11 protein-coding genes and 3 pseudogenes are annotated in these 17,913 nt (G+C 51.7%); 10 read left to right on the forward strand and 4 right to left on the reverse strand.

Annotation, left to right across the window (positions count from 1 at the left end):
• Positions 1-615 precede the first annotated feature (615 nt).
• Together CBW22_RS13850 and iroC are read left to right on the forward strand one after the other, a co-directional pair.
• Positions 616-1,731: a glycosyltransferase gene (locus tag CBW22_RS13850; protein ID WP_088516996.1), complete on the forward strand. Its 1,116-nt coding sequence runs from the start codon at positions 616-618 to the stop codon at positions 1,729-1,731.
• A gap of 90 nt (positions 1,732-1,821) precedes the next feature.
• The gene (iroC, locus tag CBW22_RS13855; protein WP_088516978.1) at positions 1,822-5,478 is read left to right on the forward strand and encodes a salmochelin/enterobactin export ABC transporter IroC; all 3,657 of its coding nucleotides are present in this window, start codon (positions 1,822-1,824) and stop codon (positions 5,476-5,478) included.
• 50 nt (positions 5,479-5,528) lie between these two features.
• Here the strand turns inward: iroC and CBW22_RS13860 are convergent, their stop codons facing one another.
• Together CBW22_RS13860 and CBW22_RS13865 are read right to left on the reverse strand one after the other, a co-directional pair.
• Positions 5,529-6,449, reverse strand: a complete 921-nt coding sequence (locus CBW22_RS13860) for an alpha/beta hydrolase (RefSeq protein WP_441339115.1) — start codon at positions 6,447-6,449, stop codon at positions 5,529-5,531.
• A 147-nt stretch (positions 6,450-6,596) separates the two neighbouring features.
• Positions 6,597-8,897 carry a TonB-dependent siderophore receptor gene (locus CBW22_RS13865; protein ID WP_088516979.1) on the reverse strand — a complete coding sequence of 767 codons (2,301 nt, stop codon included), beginning with the start codon at positions 8,895-8,897 and terminating at the stop codon, positions 6,597-6,599.
• Between the two features lie 498 nt (positions 8,898-9,395).
• Between CBW22_RS13865 and CBW22_RS13870 the strand changes: the two genes are divergently transcribed.
• Positions 9,396-10,340: a hypothetical protein gene (locus CBW22_RS13870; RefSeq protein WP_088516980.1), complete on the forward strand. Its 945-nt coding sequence runs from the start codon at positions 9,396-9,398 to the stop codon at positions 10,338-10,340.
• A 20-nt stretch (positions 10,341-10,360) separates the two neighbouring features.
• Complete coding sequence (locus CBW22_RS13875) at positions 10,361-10,708, forward strand: hypothetical protein (protein WP_141097322.1); 348 nt, start codon at positions 10,361-10,363, stop codon at positions 10,706-10,708.
• Positions 10,709-10,771: 63 nt separating this feature from the next.
• Here CBW22_RS13875 and CBW22_RS13880 read toward each other — a convergent pair.
• A pseudogene (locus CBW22_RS13880) lies at positions 10,772-11,188 on the reverse strand (ABC transporter permease subunit); the annotation flags it as partial.
• Between the two features lie 649 nt (positions 11,189-11,837).
• Here CBW22_RS13880 and CBW22_RS13890 point away from each other — a divergent pair.
• The 6 genes and pseudogenes from CBW22_RS13890 to CBW22_RS26975 form a co-directional block, all read left to right on the forward strand.
• Positions 11,838-13,034, forward strand: coding sequence for a PfkB family carbohydrate kinase (locus tag CBW22_RS13890; RefSeq protein ID WP_088516982.1), 1,197 nt, complete (start codon positions 11,838-11,840; stop codon positions 13,032-13,034).
• Positions 13,035-13,078: 44 nt separating this feature from the next.
• Positions 13,079-14,002: a dihydrodipicolinate synthase family protein gene (locus CBW22_RS13895; protein WP_088516983.1), complete on the forward strand. Its 924-nt coding sequence runs from the start codon at positions 13,079-13,081 to the stop codon at positions 14,000-14,002.
• A 73-nt stretch (positions 14,003-14,075) separates the two neighbouring features.
• Positions 14,076-14,570, forward strand: a complete 495-nt coding sequence (locus CBW22_RS13900; RefSeq protein ID WP_088516984.1) for a YhcH/YjgK/YiaL family protein — start codon at positions 14,076-14,078, stop codon at positions 14,568-14,570.
• A complete protein-coding gene (locus CBW22_RS13905) occupies positions 14,567-15,856 on the forward strand; it encodes an MFS transporter (RefSeq protein WP_088516985.1) in 1,290 nt (429 codons plus the stop codon). The genes CBW22_RS13900 and CBW22_RS13905 overlap by 4 nt, the downstream gene beginning before the upstream one ends.
• Before the next feature lie 88 nt (positions 15,857-15,944).
• Positions 15,945-16,287: pseudogene (locus CBW22_RS26730) on the forward strand (HAD-IIB family hydrolase); the annotation flags it as partial.
• Positions 16,282-16,792: pseudogene (locus CBW22_RS26975) on the forward strand (tyrosine-type recombinase/integrase); the annotation flags it as partial. The pseudogenes CBW22_RS26730 and CBW22_RS26975, both read left to right, overlap by 6 nt.
• A gap of 26 nt (positions 16,793-16,818) precedes the next feature.
• On the opposite strand, the gene CBW22_RS26340 reads toward CBW22_RS26975, so the two are convergent.
• The gene (locus CBW22_RS26340) at positions 16,819-17,097 is read right to left on the reverse strand and encodes a hypothetical protein (RefSeq protein ID WP_176428127.1); all 279 of its coding nucleotides are present in this window, start codon (positions 17,095-17,097) and stop codon (positions 16,819-16,821) included.
• Between the last annotated feature and the right edge of the window lie 816 nt (positions 17,098-17,913).

Below are 17,913 nucleotides of genomic sequence, written 5' to 3' on the forward strand. Positions count from 1 at the left end.
AGTGATATTAACCCCTTACTCTGTATCAATATATACAGGAAGGTTAATGCGCTTACGCAAAATTACAGAAAGCAGACACTGTTTTACATCACATTTTAATTTGTGTTAGGTTATTTAACAGAACCGGAAGCGACGGTTCTGGGATGATAGTTCGTCAGATAATATCGAGTTCAGCCTTTTCCCGCTTCATGGTGTTATCCATCAGGACTGGCGTGCAAAGGGTGCTTTACTGACGGCTGTTTATATGGACTTTAATCGATCCCCAAAATGTCATTAATGCATATTCTCTGTTTAAGGATATTCTTATATTACCCTTGCATTAACCCCTTAAAAAATGATGATTTATAAATCCCTTTTCATTCAAAGTATAGGGTATCAAACCATTCATTTTCGGAATCAAAGGGTTTTTGATGAGGATTTACATTTTTGACATGAACGGATGGGTCGTTTTAGTCGGGGCTGAGGGATTTAATAACTGGATTAGTCTTTCATTTAATAATTTCCTGTGCTGCCTAAATAAATGTTTGCCTGAACTGGAATGCTGGATAATTTCGCCTGAAGACGCCTCCATCATCTTCAGAGTTCCGTGATGTCAGGCAGGAGATGGAATTTCTCATGCGTATTCTCTTTGTAGGTCCGCCATTGTATGGTCTGCTGTTCCCGGTACTTTCTCTCGCTCAGGCTTTCCGCGTGAACGGACATGAAGTTTTAATAGCGAGCAGCGGAAAATTTGCTCAAAAGGCAGCTGAGGCTGGACTTGTTGCCTTCGATGCAGCTCCCGGGTTCGATTCTGAAGCCGACTACCGGCGGCGGGAAGATATGCGAAAGAAAAGCAATGCCGGAACTAAAATGGGGCATTTCTCGTTCTTCAGTGATGAGATGTCTGACCGGCTGGTAGAGCTGGCCGGAGAATGGAAGCCCGACCTGGTCATTTACCCCCCGCTGGGTGTGGTAGGACCGTTAATCGCCGCCAAATATAACGTTCCCGTTGTTATGCAGTCCGTAGGTTTTGCACATACCCCCTGGCATATTAAAGGGGTAACCCGCTCGCTTTCTGACGCCTACGTTCGCCATGGCGTGACCGCCCCCCCACGAGATCTTGCATGGATCGACGTTACACCGCCGAGTATGAGTATTCTTGAGAATGATGGCGAACCCGTGATTTCCATGCAATACGTCCCCTATAACGGCGGCGCTGTCTGGCAGGACTGGTGGGAAAGAGATTCCGACCGCAAACGTCTGCTGGTGAGCCTTGGTACTGTTAAACCCATGGTGGATGGGCTTGATCTTATCTCCTGGGTCATGGATTCAGCCCACGAGGTGGATGCAGAAATTATTCTGCACCTCTCAGCGAATGCGCGTGCTGAATTGCGTCAGTTGCCCCCAAACGTTCGCCTTGTTGACTGGATCCCAATGGGCGTATTCCTTAACGGCGCTGACGGGTTTATCCATCACGGCGGCGCTGGAAATACCCTGACCGCACTGCATGCAGGTATTCCTCAAATCGTCTTTGGCGAAGGTGCCGATCGCCCGGTCAATGCTAAAGCCGTTGTGGATCGTGGTTGTGGCATCGTTCCCGGTAAGAACGGCTTATCCAGCGATCTCATCAATACATTCCTGTGCAGCTCCTCTTTGCGCTCTGCCTCTGCACAGGTGGCTGCAGAGATGGCCGCACAGGCGACTCCGGCCCAGGTCGCTGAAGACCTCATCGCAAAAGTAAAATATGGCTGAAAACCGGCTGGTTATGGGCTGTGTGACGCAGCGGGTCAGCAGGCCGTGACCCGTAATAAGTGAATTTTTACAGCAGATAAAGGAGAGGTAATGCCCACTGCTCAAGTTTCAAAACCCACCCGATCATGGTTGTTTCGCCTGGCGAGTGTGTGCTGGGAACGTAAGACATTAAGTATTATTGTTGTACTCGCGTCAGTCTCGACAATTCTGCTGGCCGCCCTGGCGCCATTACTGACGCGCGAGGCCGTAAATGATGCCATGGCGGGTCATTCTGAACGTTTACCCTGGTTTGCAGCGGGGTTACTGTCAATTGCCCTGCTCGATTTCATCGGCAACTATGTCCGTCGCGGCTATGCGGGCGAGCTTTCACTCTGGGTACAGCATACTTTACGTGGTCGTGTTTTTGAAAGCATTCAGGAGCTCGATGGTGCTGGTCAGGACGCGTTACGAACCGGACAGGTGATCTCTCGCACCAACAGCGATCTGCAGCAGATGCATATTATGCTGCAGATGTCTCCGGTGCCCCTGGCGGTCATTACCTATTACATAGCGGGTCTGGCGGCAATGCTGTGGATGTCCCCTTCCATGACGCTGATTGTGGTCATGGTGCTGGCAGGTCTGGCTGTAACGGCGCTACGTGCCCGCCGGAGGGTGTTCGCTCAGTCGGGGCTGGCGTCGGACAGGCTGGCGAATCTGACGGAACACATGCGTGAAGTGCTGACACAAATTTCCATCGTCAAATCCTCTATGGCAGAGCTGCGGGAACTCAAATGGCTTGATAGCCAGTCCCGGCATATGGTGCGGGTACGAATAGGTTCAGCCATTGCGCAGGCCATGCCCGGTGCCACAATGCTGGCTTTACCTGTGCTGGGTCAGATTGTCCTTCTGGGATTCGGTGGCTGGTCGGTTTCCGTTGGCCGTATTGATTTAGGCACGTTTGTAGCTTTTGCCAGTTTTCTCGCGATGCTGACGGGCCCGACGCGCGTATTCGCTACATTTCTGGTGATTGCACAACGCACTCAGGCATCCGTTGAGCGCGTTTTCTCGCTGATTGATACCAAGCCAGAAATGCAGGATGGATCTCAAAGCATTGAAGGCAAGGTAAATGGACTGACGCTGGAAGGCGTTGGATTTCGTTATGGCAACGGCGCTCAGGTCCTGAACGATGTGTCATTTACTGTCAATGCTGGCGAAACGGTCGCGGTCGTTGGCGCATCGGGGTCCGGAAAATCCACACTCCTGCTGCTGCTGGCCCGATTTTACGATACCACCGCCGGTCAGTTGTGGCTTGACACCGACCAGGGCAGGCAGAACATCGCCGATCTCAGGCTGGATGCTCTGCGTCGTGCTGTAGGCGTGGTGTTTGAAGATACCTTCCTGTTTGCAGGTACTGTCGCGGAAAATATTGGGTACGGTCACCCGGGCGCAACCGAAGAAGACATCCGTCGCGCAGCCGATGCGGCGGGTGCCAGTGGCTTCATTGCTGCTTTGCCGAAGGGGCTGGCGACACCCCTGACCGAACGTGCCACCAATCTTTCAGGTGGTCAGCGGCAGCGTCTGGCGCTGGCACGTGCGTTGCTGAATGCTCCCAGCCTGCTGGTGCTGGATGACACGACCTCAGCGGTGGATGCGAATACAGAAGCGGAAATCAATTCGGCCCTGAGTCACTACGCCGATGATGAGCATATGTTGCTGGTCATCGCCCGCCGTCGTTCAACGCTGCAACTTGCGAAAAAGATTATTGTACTTGAGGCAGGCAAAGTAGTGGATGTTGGCACGCAGGCTGAACTTGAGCGTCGCTCACCTGTTTTCCGGGCCCTGATGTCAGGTTCAGGTGATTATCTTGCCAATCCGGGTACTTCACATTCTGAACTCTGGCCCACTGCTGTATCGGTTGAAAAAGAGCTGACACGTCCGGACAATGCTGAGTCTGGATTTTGCGAGCGCATGAGCAGTGTTCCTGAGCGGGCCGTCTCTCTTGCATTAGCGGGAAAAGGGCGCAGTGTCGCATCCTTGTTAGCCCCTGTGGTCTGGATGTTTGTCGCGGCAGCGTTACTGATTGCGCTGGACTCAGCTTCAAGTGTGGGCGTAATGGTACTGCTTCAGCGCGGAATAGACACCGGCGTTGCTGCAGGTAATCTGCATATTATCGGTATCTGTGCCGCTCTGGCGCTGGGGCTCGTCGTAATGAGCTGGTGCTGCTATTCGCTTCAGACTGTTGTGTCGGCGCGAGCGGCAGAAACCGTACAGCATACCGTGCGCTTACGAAGTTTTGGCCAGCTACTGCGACTCGGTTTACCTTACCATGAGAAGCACGCTGACAGTCGCCTTACCCGCATGACCGTTGATGTGGATGCGCTGGCACGCTTTCTGCAAAATGGGCTCGCCAGTGCAGCCACAAGTCTTATTACGATGGCGGCGATTGCCCTCACCATGTTTTGGTTGGATCCGGTGATGGCGCTGGTCGCACTGGGCGCGGTGCCAGTGGTGCTCATTGCCACCCTGATATACCGTCGTCTCAGCTCCCCTGCCTATGCGCAGGCGCGTACTGAAATTGGTAAGGTTAACAGCACGCTGCAGGAGAAGGTTTCCGGACTGCGCGTAGTGCAGTCTCATGGGCAGCAGAATGCCGAAGCCGCGAAGTTGCGTTCTTTGTCTGACAGATTCCGCGCGACCCGTGTTCGTGCACAGAAGTACCTTGCGGTTTACTTTCCGTTTCTTACCTTCTGTACGGAAGCTGCATACGCCGCCGTGCTGTTGGTGGGCGCATCACGCGTGGCGGAAGGAGAAATGACCGCCGGGATACTGGCAGCCTTCTTCCTGCTGCTGGGCCAATTTTATGGGCCGGTGCAGCAGCTTTCCGGAATTATTGATGCGTGGCAGCAGGCGTCTGCCAGTGGCAAGCACATTAACGAACTGCTTGCTACCGAAGGAACCGAACCTGTGGGATCAGAAGACAGTTCTGTGCGATCGCCTCTCAGCGGGCCGCTGGCGCTGGATAACCTGAGTTTCTGTTATCCGGACTGTAGCGAACCGGCGCTGAATAAGCTTTCACTGTCCATCCCCGAAGGGGCTGTGATAGCTGTCGTGGGATCGAGTGGGGCAGGTAAATCGACGCTGATTAAGCTGCTCGCGGGGCTCTATAGCCCCACGAGCGGTAACATCCTCATTGGTAACCGTAGCGTTAATGACATCGCAGACTATCGTTCACGCGTGGGGCTTGTAGAGCAGGATGTCACGCTCTTCAGCACCGACATTGCCGAGAACATTCGTTATGCACGGACAGGCAGTGAGGATGCTGAGGTGGAATGTGCCGCTCGTGAGGTTGGCCTGCTACCGACGGTTCGTAATTTGTCACAGGGGTTCCGCACGCCGGTCATCAATGGGGGAGCCGGATTTTCAGCCGGTCAGCGCCAGCTGATAGCGCTGGCCCGTGCTCAGGTAGCCAGAGCTCATGTGATGTTGCTTGACGAAGCTACGGCGCGTCTTGATCGTGCCTCCGAGGAGTTGCTGATGAATTCGCTAATCAAAGATGCGCGAACCCATGGACGCACCGCGCTGATCGTGGCACATCGCCTGACAACCGCGCGTCGTTGCGATGCCATCGCGGTGCTGGAGGCAGGAAAGATTGCCGAATACGGGACGCATGAGGCATTGCTGAAAGCGGAGGGACTCTATGCGCGTATATGGCGTAGCAGTAATGTCGGGACTGAACCGGTAGCTGAAGACGTTCAGACCGTGTCGTAAATCGTCTTAAGTCGCGGCACCGTTAGAGTGTGCCGCGACAGATCCTCACCTCATTGCTGGCAGCTTATCGGCCGCTTATCCGCCGCGAAATGCTTCAGCGTCTGCTGAAAGCCAAGGTCAAACATCTGGCCATGAGAATTTCCCGGATAGGACCAGTAATCTACCGGCAATCCCCGCGCTTTCAGTCCCCTCAGTGTGGTATGCGCTTTCTCCACGACATCCGGGTCAGGTGCCTGCGGATTTTTACTACGCTGAGCACTGCCTTCCATCATATACAGCTGTTTTTTACAAAGGCTGCTTTTCCTGATGGCCTCAAGATCATTCAACATCCCGACATAGTTTCGGTTGAATGAGGGGCTGGTAGTATAGAAATAGCTGAAGAACGATGAGCCGGACAGATAACTGTCCAGTACAAAAATACCGCCCAGAGAGTGTCCCCAGATACCGCGCTGACTGTTATCAATTTTTAAATCGCTTTCCGCTGCGGGCGCAATAGTTTCTTCCAGCAGCTGACGAAACATCTGGCTACCGCCCCCCACCCGGCCTGGGGCAGTTTGCTGCACGGCGGGCGTGTCGTCATAAGCTCTGGCATCGAGTGCGAAAGGCAGGCTGGTTTGATATCCGACTATCACCAGCACTGGAGGGGTATGTCCGGACATTTCTTTCAGTAAAGGTTCGCTAAGCCGGTCCATCACGGCATTCCCGTCAAGCATATACATCACAGCATAGCCGGAAGCCGGCGGCCTTTTATCAGGCACGCCAACCCACACCCGATACAGCCTTTTTCCGTCCGCAGAGGTGAACTGCTTTTCAGAAAAATGGTAAAAAGAGGATCCTCTGTCGGCAATATTAGGTCCCAGTGGGGACATGTCTGGCCGGGCATGGCTGGTCAGGACAAAGAGAAGTGATGCGACAAGGATGATAAGCCGTAAGGTGAAACCCGGCTTCACCCTGAAATCAGATGGGTAGATCATGGTTTTTACTCAGACAATGCCTCCGATAACGTCCGCCGGGAGGGCATTTAAAGGATATTAAGAACTGCATACTGAAATATACGGGAAGGGGCTGCAGGCAATTTTTCGTGCAGCCCCCGGTTTAAACAATTCAGTTTTTCACTATCAGAAATGCATACCCAGTTCCATATAGTAGGTGCGTCCTGATTCGTTGTAAGTGTTTGCGCCCGCACCCCAGAGATAGGCGCCGGTGGTGGCATTGCCGGTGCTCTGCGCGTTACCCTCACGGAAGTGGCGTTTATCAAACAGGTTATCGATACCGGCGGTGACATTCAGATACTTCGTCACGTTATAAGTCGCACTCATGCCCACCAGTGCATAGGGCGCCACCTGACGGGTTTCGCTGCCCGATGTCGCTTCCCCTTTATAGTTCAGCTTCTTCGGTTTCTGACGACCATACCAGGTTAACGTTCCCTGCACCGAGAGATCGTTGGTGGCCTGCCAGTCCAGCGTTGAGTTAATGGTGTATTTTGGAATTATCGACAGATAATCGCCGGTGGTTTTATTCTCGTTATCAATAATGTAGGTGAAGTTATTGTTCATTTTCACCGAGTCGGTGATCGGGAAGTTCAGCGTGCCCTCCAGCCCCTGAACCACGGCTTTCGGCACGTTCTCCCACTTGTACACATCCGACGTGCCGTTGTTATAAACCGGGCTGTAACCGCCTTCGATTTTGTCGTGATAGTCATTGCGATACCAGGTCAGTCCGGCCTGAATATCCTCATGGTGATATTCAATGCCAATCTCTTTGTTGACGCTGGTTTCAGCTTTCAAATCACTGTTGCCCTGCAAATAGCAGTAACCGGAACTGGCATAGCATCCCTGGCCTTTACTGAACAGCAGATAGTTGGGGTTGGTTTGATAAAGATTCGGGGCTTTCCAGGCACGTGCGATGCCTAACTTCAGCGTGAAGTCGTCACCCAGATCCTGCGAGAGATTGAGCGCCGGGCTCCAGTTGCTCCCACTGATGCTTTGATGATTGAAACGGATACCCGGCGTCAGGCGAGTGGAATCGGTGAGCTCGATATTATCTTCGGCGTAAACGCCATAAATATCTGCCGAGCTGTACAGGCTGCGTCCATCGCTGGTGATGCCGTTGACCGTGCCTCCGGCCGTGGTGGTTTCGGTATTTGACGCCGGATCTTTCATCGCCTGATGATTGAATTCCGCACCGAGCGTCAGTGTCTGATTCACCCATGCTTCCAGCGGAACATTCACCTCAGAATGCAGATTGGTGTCATACAGGGAGATGGTGGAAAAACCTTCATTCGATGGGCTGAAAATCCCGGCAATGCCTCCCGACAGGCCTTCATTAAGTCGGGTATTACGCGTTTTTTCAAGCTGCACGTAGTTATTGGTGGTGACGCCGTTATCCCACGCGCCGGTGTATTTCAAACTCAATGTCTGGCGATAGAGCACATTGGTCTCTTTGCCGTAATATTTCTGTACCAGCGCGTTGGTGTTGGTGTTCTGTGTATCCCCGGCGTACAGGTTGCCCTGACGGCTAAAACCTGCATCCAGTTCAAATGCCTGGCGCGGCATAAATTCCCAGCGCAGGGCAGAGTGGATATCTTTGTTAATCGAACCCTCACGACCCGAAGGATAACTGCCGGCATAGGTACCAATACGCGGGGTGGTATGACTCTCGTTAATGTCCTGTGCGTCAGCCTGGGTTTTACTCCAGTTGCCGTACAGGCGCAGGGTGAGGTTATCAGCCAGTGCACCGCTCAGGCTGGCGTTATAGCGCTTAGTGGCCCCTTCATCTTTGTGTTCCGGCGCATTAAAGTAGGTGTTGAAATTGCCATGCCACTCGTCAGTGGTGGGCTTGGTGATGATATTGACCACCCCCCCCATCGCACCATTACCGTAGAGCGCCGCCGCCGGGCCGCGAATCACTTCGATGCGGTCAATCATTTCAGGCGGGACCCAGTTGGTATCACCGCGCGTGTCACGCTCATCGCTCCAGCCATAGCGGACTGAGTTACGACTGCTTACCGGCATGCCATCGATCAATATCAGTGTATTTTCCGGGCCCATTCCACGTATGTCGATTTGACGGTTATTGCCGCGCTGGCCGCTATTGGAATTGCCAGTGAGATTGACGCCGGGCTGAGTACGTATGATTTCAGCAACATCGCGCTGAATCGGATGTTTTTTGATGGCTTCGCTGTCAATAGTAGAGACACCAGGCGCCTGCAGTGTCTGTTCTCTGGCGGTGACCACCAGAGTGTTTTCGGCACTGCTTTTCTTATCGCTGATAGCCAGTTTTTCATCCTGATTATTTACACCGGTTTGCTCCTGGGTGAGGACGTTATCACTGCTGGTTTCTTCAGCCATTGCCAGGGACGCCCCTAAGCAACAGGAGATAATTGAAGCGAGTAAAGATAACCTGTGATTATTTTTCATAGCGGATTTCAGACCTGCCTGCACGGCTGGATTAAATGAGAATATGTATTGTAATGATAATTATTATCAATATCAATTGACATATATGCATTCTGGCTGCGATTATTCTTTCTGAATTAAAGACAGTAAATACCTCATAAACTACGTCACTATTTTGAACCTGAGTGGCTAATCATTTAGAACTGACTGTCTGAAAAATTTTTTCTCGAAAATAATGAGCGGGGATTAATCGAGTGAAAAAACCGCGTCAATCACCATGAAATTCGCGGGATTCTCAAATTGTAAATAAGGGTTTGGAGGCTAACCACGACTGGTGTTTTATAACTTGCACTGTAGAGGCTTTATGAAAAAGGAAGTCTCCGGTATTTAAAAAAAAGACGGTCAAAACTCAAGGCATAGAGTTGTGGTCAAACCGAAGATGTTAAACCCAAAGAATAACAGGGAGGGCCGTTACTCCTTTTTAAGTACCACCTTAAAAAACATGCTAAAGGAATCTACATGATCTTAAGAAAGAAAACTCTCCCCATAACAAAATGCATGTCAATTTTATTATTACTCTCTAGCCATAATATTTATGCGGGCGTGTCAAAATATGATTATTCCTCTCTCCGTTTTGATGCATCCATGATAAGTGAAAAGGCACAGGTTCATGTTTTTGGAAATAAGATTAACTACAGCGTTTATAATGTTACTTATGCCTTGAAGCCCACCGCTCCCGGACGTCAAGTCATGAGTATATATATTCCTGAAAACGCGAATAACAGTTCTCCCGTCTTCATTCCACTCACAACGGAAACTTACCTTGGATCTGCCATACTGAAACCTTCAGATGTGACCCGCCTTAATGTTAATGAACCCGGGACACGGACAACCGGAGCAGGCGCGTCAAGAGCAGCCGCCCTTGCTTTATCAAAGGGAATGATCGTCGTTTCTCCCGCTACGAGAGGCTCTGACAGCAGGGATATGATCAACGGCCAACTGGTTGAAGATGGAAATGGTGCAGCCGCTATAGTTGACCTCAAAGCGGCTATACGTTATCTGAAATTTAATGATAACAGAATGAAGGGCGATGCTAATCTTATTGTCATAAGCGGGACAGGTGAAGGTGGTGAATATTCCTCTGTTATAGGCAGTTCGGGTGATTCTGCTTATTTCGATAGATATCTTGAAGATATCGGTTCCGCGCCGGGCAGCGACAGCGTTTATGCAGTTGCACCTTATTGCCCTGAAACGGATCTCGATAATGCAAAGATTTCCTTTGAGTATTTTTTGGGGCTGCAGGCGTGGGATTTTCAGGAGGTGATGTTTCGCTGGCTCCAGAGGATTCGGCTCATAACGAATATTCGACCGAAGATTTGCAACTCACTGATAAACTGGCTTCCATGTATCCGGTTTATATTAACGATCTGGAGCTTTCCAGGCTTGATAATCTACAGTTGCTGACTCTCGACGAACATTCACCCATGAACGGAAACTATTTTGATCTCGTTCTTGAACAGTTTAATGATTCGGCTACAGAATATTTTATAAAAAACAATTTCATCAGAGAAGACGGGTTAATCAGCCAACATGGTTTGCGCTATATGCAAACACCGGTCGTAATTAAGGGTATGACTATGGGATATGCGCCTGAAGATTTTCTCCACTGGGACAGCAAGGAACGTAAAGTTATAATTACCAACTGGAAAAATTTCCTAAGTTTATTAAACAGGTTCAGGGCCGTCACTGCTTTCGACAATCGATTCATCAAAGTTACGGATGAAATGCGGTTTTTCAGTGAGAGACCTTCTGAGCTGCTCCCCGTTGATTAATACACCCTGATGTTAGTAATGAGTACGCCCCCGGGCTGGTTTTAAATTACTGCACGCTAATCATCAGGCGCGCGCACGCAGCATTGCCTCAATCCTGTCGGCAATCTTAGTGACCACATAGACAATTACCATGTAGAACACCTCTGCAATCAGGAAGGCTTCAAGATAGTAGAAGCTCAGTGCCGCCGTTAGTTGTGCCTGAGCAAAGATATCAAATACTTCGATGTCAAATGCCAGCGAAAGCGCTTTCATAATCACTATAAAAGTATATGCCAGATCGGGGATCGCCGCCACGATAATTTGCGGGAACATCACCCGACGGAATAGCTGTCCGCCGCTAAAGCCAAGCGACAAAACGGCGTCGGATTGTCCTCTGTCGAACGAGTTTAGCGCACCTTTCCACACTTCAGCCTGAAATGCAGCGACGCAGGCACTCAGCGCCACAATGATGATCATCCAGTTCGGCAGAGAGTGGGCGTTATCCGATCTGGGGCGAGCGCATGCCTCACTCACCGCCTATCGCAGCGCCCTCGCCATTATTTTGCGTTCTGCTGCCTTCACGGAATTGAGCCTGAAAAGGCCCGGTTTAAAGACCAGGCTACCTACATCAGCCTCAACTACTCGGCATGCCTTTTCCCGCGGCCAGCGCCACGCTCCAGCTTCGCCTGTCAGCGATCCGCCTCTGGTATGACTTTCTGACGAATCTGGACCTTTGCCAGGTTAAACCTCTGCCCCGCTCCGGCACGCTGAGTTCTGCCCGGGGACTGGTTCCCCGCGTCGTAAAGCTGGCTAGCATTCCTGATGATGCGCAGTGGCAGTCTTTTCTTTTTACTGCCGCCGCTTCCCCACTTAGTGACCGCCTGATGCTGGCGTTGACCGACTACGGCGCGCTGCGGCGGTCTGAAGGTTGCGTTAAGTAATCGGCCCTAGCCAGGACTCGCCGGTGAACCGGTTTCGTGAACGTCTGCCATGGAAGGTCCAGCTTACCTTTGCATGTACGTCAATACGATCTGAATGCGATTCTCACTTGGTTTTTGTTTGCTTCCGTTTTTACCCGATCGCTGAGATCCACATCACTTTCATAAATAGCCGTCTCCCTTACGCTTGCGGGCGAAGCGGAGGAAAGCGCATGTTTTTGGAAGAAAGACGCAGTCAAATTTTGCAATGGCTGGATGAACACGAACGCGTCACGGTGAATGGACTTGCAAGCGAACTTGGTGTGACAAGGGAAACCATTCGTACCGATTTGAGTGCATTGGCGCAACAGGGCTTAGTGCAACGCTGCTATGGCGGTGCGATTGCTTTACGCCGCAATCTGCAAGAAAAACTCATCAGCGAAAGCGGTAACTTCGAAGTTTTGCTTCAACGTCTGCAATCACGCAAAGCATCGGGTAAATCGTCGGGTAAGCAGGGGAAAGTCTGCATCCTTGGCGCATTTAACGTTGATATCGTAGCGAAAGTGGCGTGCTTTCCACAAAGTGGCGAGTCACTGATGGCGTTGGGAAGCACGCTGGGACCCGGCGGCAAAGGTGCCAATCAGGCAATGGCCGCCAGCTGTGCCGGTACACGAGTCCATTTTGTTGCCAAAGTAGGGACTGACCAGTTCAGCCAGTTTGCATTCGATCACCTTTCAGCCTCCGACATTCACTCTTTCCGCCTCTACCAGACAGATACCGAACCCACCGGCAGCGCCATTATTTATGTCTCGCAGGAAAATGGCGAGAACATGATTGCGATCTACTCGGGTGCGAATAAAACCGTAACAGATGAAGAGATTGCCGAGTTAACGCACGAGTTAATGGATGCGGACGTGATGTTGCTGCAACTGGAAAACAATTTCGAGGCTACACGCAGCGCCATCCGTCTCGCCCACACTTTGGGCGTTCGCGTCATTATGAATCCCGCACCGTTTTCAGCCGACGTGGTGAGTTGTTTAACGATGATTGATGTTCTGACGCCAAACGAAACAGAGGCTTCGCGCCTGTCTGGCATTGAAATCGTTGATCTCCCGAGCGCACGTGCGGCGGCGCAGGCCATTATTGCTCTGGGTGCAAGGAGACTAATCATCACCATGGGTTCTCGCGGTGCTCTGCTGTTTGATAACCAACAATTCCACCATATTCCGGCATTTCCGGCGCTGAGCGTAGATACCACTGGTGCAGGAGATGCTTTCAATGGCGCGCTGGCTGCGGCCCTGGCTCAGGGACAAAGTCTGGTGCAGGCCGCAACCTGGGCCTCTGCCTTTGCTTCACTGGCTGTTGAGCGAGAAGGAGCAAGCAATATGCCCGATCGTCAGCAGGTGCTTGCCAGACTTCAACAACGATAAAACAGACAATTAATCACAGCGGACTTCCGCTGGCAGGAGAGATGATGAAAAAGATTGAAGGGATTGTTCCGGTCATGCTGACCCCGTTTACTGCTGATAACCAGATTGATTACCCCGGACTGGAGAAATTGATTGACTGGTATTTGCAGGAAGGTGTCGATGCACTATTCGCCGTCTGCCAGTCAAGCGAGATGCAATATCTCAGTCTGGACGAGCGTGTTGATCTGGCGCGCTTCGTGGTGGATAAGGTGCAGGGGCGTGTACCAGTGATTGCGTCTGGCCACATCAGCGATGATTTGACCGCGCAAATCACCGAGCTGCAAGCCATGGCCAAAACGGGCATCGACGCGTTAGTGCTGGTTACCAATCATCTCGATCCGAAAAATCAAGGCAGTGAAGCCTTCTTTACCCATCTCAATGCGCTGCTGGAAGCGTTACCTGCCGACCTGCCGTTGGGACTTTACGAGTGCCCGGCACCTTATCGTCGTCTGTTAACTGATGAAGAATTCAGCTTCTGCGCCAACAGTGGTCGTTTCGCGGTGCTGAAAGATGTGAGCTGCGATCTGCCCACCGTGGAGCGTCGCGTCAAGCTGGCAGAAGGCACCCCATTGGCGGTGATCAATGCTAATGCAGCCATTGCCTGGCCAGCGATGCAGGCGGGTTCCAAAGGGTTCAGCGGTGTCTTCACTAATTTCCATCCGGGTCTGTATCACTGGTTGTATCACCACGGCGCACAGCAACCGGAAAAAGCCCATGAACTGTCACTGTTCCTGTCATTAAGCGCCGTGACGGAAACCCTTGGCTATCCGAAAAACGCCAAAATTTATCATCAGCGCCTCGGCACGTTTGCCTCTGAGCACTGCCGTGTGAATAAAGACAACGTGCTGGAAAAATTCTGGGGATTGGGCGTACTACTCGATCAAATCCGGGATGGCAGCGCGCTGTGGCAGCCACGTGTAACCAAATAAAGCCTATACAGGGAGGATGCTTATCCTCCCACTGTACCTGAACCCACTAACGATAACGATACGGGAAAACATCATGATTGTATGCGATAGACTGGACTGGCCGCGAGAGCGCCACGCTTTTCATCCCATAGTTGACCAGGCCATTCGCTGGATTGCGGATACCGATTTTAGCCAACTGGAGGCAGGGAAATACGATTTACTCCCCAATAATCAAATGTTCTGTCTGGTGCAGGAAATGGAGACCGAACCGGCGAGCGATCGTCGCGCGGAATCGCACTTTAATTATGTTGATATCCAATATTTATTGGAAGGACGTGAAAACATCGGTGTGGCGCGTGCCCATCCACAACATCTCATTACTGAAGATCTGCGCAGTGAGCGTGATGTGGTGTTTTATAAGGACACCATTGATGAATCGATAATTTCGCTTGCGCCTGGTCAATTTGCGCTGTTTTTCCCGCACGATGTGCATCGCCCATGCTGTGCAGCGCCAGACGTACAGCGCATTCGTAAAGCGGTGATTAAAATTCATCTCGACTTGTTCGCCGCCCCGCAGGAGGTATCATGAAACCCACCTCGCATACGATATCTGACGCTACTCTCGCGCCGATAAGGGTAGTGGGCAAACTGCGCTGGGGCATTGTGCTCCTTTTGCTGCTGGCGGCTGTGGTTAACTATCTTGACCGCGCCAACCTCAGCATCGCTAACACCACAATTGCCGCTGAATTCGGCTTCTCACAAACCGAAATGGGCTTATTACTCTCCGCGTTTCTCTGGCCCTACGCGCTGGCGAACCTGCCTGCTGGTTGGCTAGTCGATAAGTTTGGCCCAAGGAAAATGTTCTCTTGGGCGCTAGGATTATGGTCCACGTTTACCGTGCTGGCGGCATTCGTGAACAGTTACAGCTTTTTCTATGGCTTGCGTATGATGTTGGGCATCGCCGAATCGCCGTTTTTCACCTCGGGAATCAAGATTACTCATCTTTGGTTTGGTGATGAAGAGCGTGGTTTACCCACCGCGGTCATCAATACAGGTTCACAAATTGCCAATGCGATTGCCCCACCGATTCTGACCATGTTGCTGCTAACCTTGGGCTGGCGGGGTATGTTTGTCGCCATTGGTTTAATGGGCATTCCTTTGCTGCTGGCATGGTGGAAGTTCTATCGCGATCCGAATGCGCGTGAAGATGCGCTATTGCACGCGGGCCATCACAGTGTGGCTGCACCGGAAGAAAAAGCGCAGGCCAGTTGGGGCGCACTGTTCCGCCATAGCACCACGTGGTTTATGGTGATCGGTAACTTCTCCATCATGTTTACCATTTGGGTCTATCTCACCTGGCTGCCAGGTTATCTGGAAAAATCGCTTGGTTTCAGCCTCAAAGCGACAGGCTGGCTCGCCTCAATTCCTTTCTTCGCGGGTATCCTGGGCGTGCTGGTTGGTGGCATGTTGTCTGATCGCCTGGTTCGTCGCGGCGTAAGAGCGATTACTGCACGCAAGGTTCCGATTGTAACCGGCGCTGCCTTAGCTGCGTGCTTCGTGGCACCCATTCCGTTTGTAGATAGCACGCCACTGGCGATTGGCTTGCTGGCCATGGGTTACTTTTGCTCACAGATGCCACAGGGCGCACTCTGGACATTGGCCAGCGATATCGCACCAAAATCTCAGGTCGCCTCTCTGGGTGCGATTCAAAACTTTGGCGGCTTTCTTGGTGCCGCAATGGCACCCATTGTCACCGGCATTATACTTGATACCACCGGCAAATTTACTAATGTGTTCTTGCTGGGGGCGGGTTTGCTGATGCTGGGCGCGTTGAGCTATGGCTTGTTTGTGCGTAAGCCACTTGCCGTGAAATAACTGAAGATGCCGTCCTCTGTCTATTAACTGGTCAATGTAAGCTGAATCGGGCTGGCATTAAACAAACCCTAACTTAACGGAGGATATTATGGCGATAAAATTGATTGCTATCGATATGGACGGCACACTGCTCAACCCGCAGCACGAGGTCACAGCGGCAGTGAAAACAGCGATTAGCCGAGCGCGTGATAAAGGGGTGTCCATTGTGCTGGCGACTGGTCGTCCGTTCGTGGGTGTCGAGCGCTATCTGATGGGACCTGATATGCAGCAGCCGGCCAATATTGCGTCAGCAATAACGGCGCGCTGGTTAACAGTGCGGATAATGACGACGTGGTCGTGAAAAGACGTTAAGCTTCGATGACATCCTCTACCAGGAACAGCTGGCGCGTGACCTCGCCGTGCATTATCAGGCATTCGATAAATCTTTCCTTCGCTTCAGTCCTGCCCGTCATCTTTCCACACCGGATACTCCGCTGTTCCAACGGAGCGTCAATCCCCGGGTTATTGACGATCCGGTCTGGCTGAAGCTTATCTGGGCCAGCCTGAATCTGCGTCAGGAAGACCTGCTAAATGAAATACATTCCCCCCTCGCTATGTTACAGGCGATGGCCGTCCTCTGGAATCATGCGGGGCTGAGGAAGAGCGAACTGCTCCGGCTGACCACCGGATGTATCGCGCCGCTGGCAGACGATATTGTGAAGGAGGACTGCAGCGTCATCCCGGCAGAAACCCTGTGCTACCTGCATATCCCTGCAGGAAAAACCTCAAAAGCCTTTGTTAAACCGGTGGCGGCAGTAATGAAAAAAATACGTCGACATCTTGCTGGATGAGCGTCCGGCAGAACAGGCCATGCTCGCGGACGATCGGTCCGGTGAGAAACCATGCATTCTGTTTCAATACTGCGGTAAACCTGCCGGCTGCGCCATCCTCAGCCGTTGGCCTCGGACATCAGCCCGAAACCGCTATAGGCCGAAATCCGCAAGGGTTCGGTGGCGCTTGCCGGCTTGCCGGTGGAGTTCAAGCACCAGCAGCCCCGTCTTCCACATCGTGAAACGAGCCCCCAGCGACGCGTGATCGTCATTGTTCTGATAGCTGCGGATTTCACTGAGCGTAACCGTGGTACGGGCCTCAGTGAGGATGTAATTGGACACCAGCGCGCCGGCGATCGCAAGCCCCCGCCAGGTTTCTAAGCGCTTTCCATTACTCAACCTAGTACAGAAGTTCAGATCTACGCCGGTCACATTCGTCAGGCAGAGCAAGGCAATAATACCAATGCAATATTGAGGCGAAACCCACCAGCGATGGCATCAGGGATGCCAGATCCACGCCCGAAGCTGGCGCAAAATCCGGCACCGTTGCCGCGCATCTATGTAGGATAAAGTTCAGAGAAGGCAGGCGTCTGGCAGCAATCGCATGACTGTCAATCGCCGGAATTATCGGCGTGCAGGCTGTGGAAAGTGCCGCTGTGATTACTGTTGTGGCTCTTACCGCCGCGTGTCCCAGCGCCAGTAAGGCATCAAGATGGGCGCAGAAAGCGTTAACCAGCTATCGTGACGGGACGACCCTTTCTAACCGATCATGCTGTAGTGCATTTCTGCGTATTTGAAAGTGAGAATAATAGTCAGCTAGCCGCGCAGCATCGCCTGAGCGAGGCGTCTGATAGCGGCTGCGGGTTACTTGCGCTTGAAAACCTTAAATGGTGCGTCTTCCTGTAAAGAGTTCAGCGTGCGCATCCTCACTCCTTATAGCTTATATAAACTATAATGAGTGGCAATTCAGGCTTGAGCATAAGCTGTAGTGAGTAAATATAAGCTATAGTGAGTGATGCATGTTCTGCTCATTTATAACTTCGAAGCCGATATTGCATATATTTCCTTTAAAATCAATTATATAAAATCAAGCACTACAGCCTCTGACCTGTCAGTCATAGGCTGTAGTGAGTAATCCGCTGCTCACCATCACTGCATAAGCTGTAGCGAGTGAAAAATGCGTTTATCTGTGCTTTTTATAAACTGTAGTGAGTAAAAAGATTCAGAGGGGGCGTTGTATAAACTATA

Source organism: Pantoea sp. VS1 (assembly GCF_002207995.1).
GTDB classification, from domain to species: Bacteria; Pseudomonadota; Gammaproteobacteria; order Enterobacterales; family Enterobacteriaceae; genus Pantoea; species Pantoea dispersa.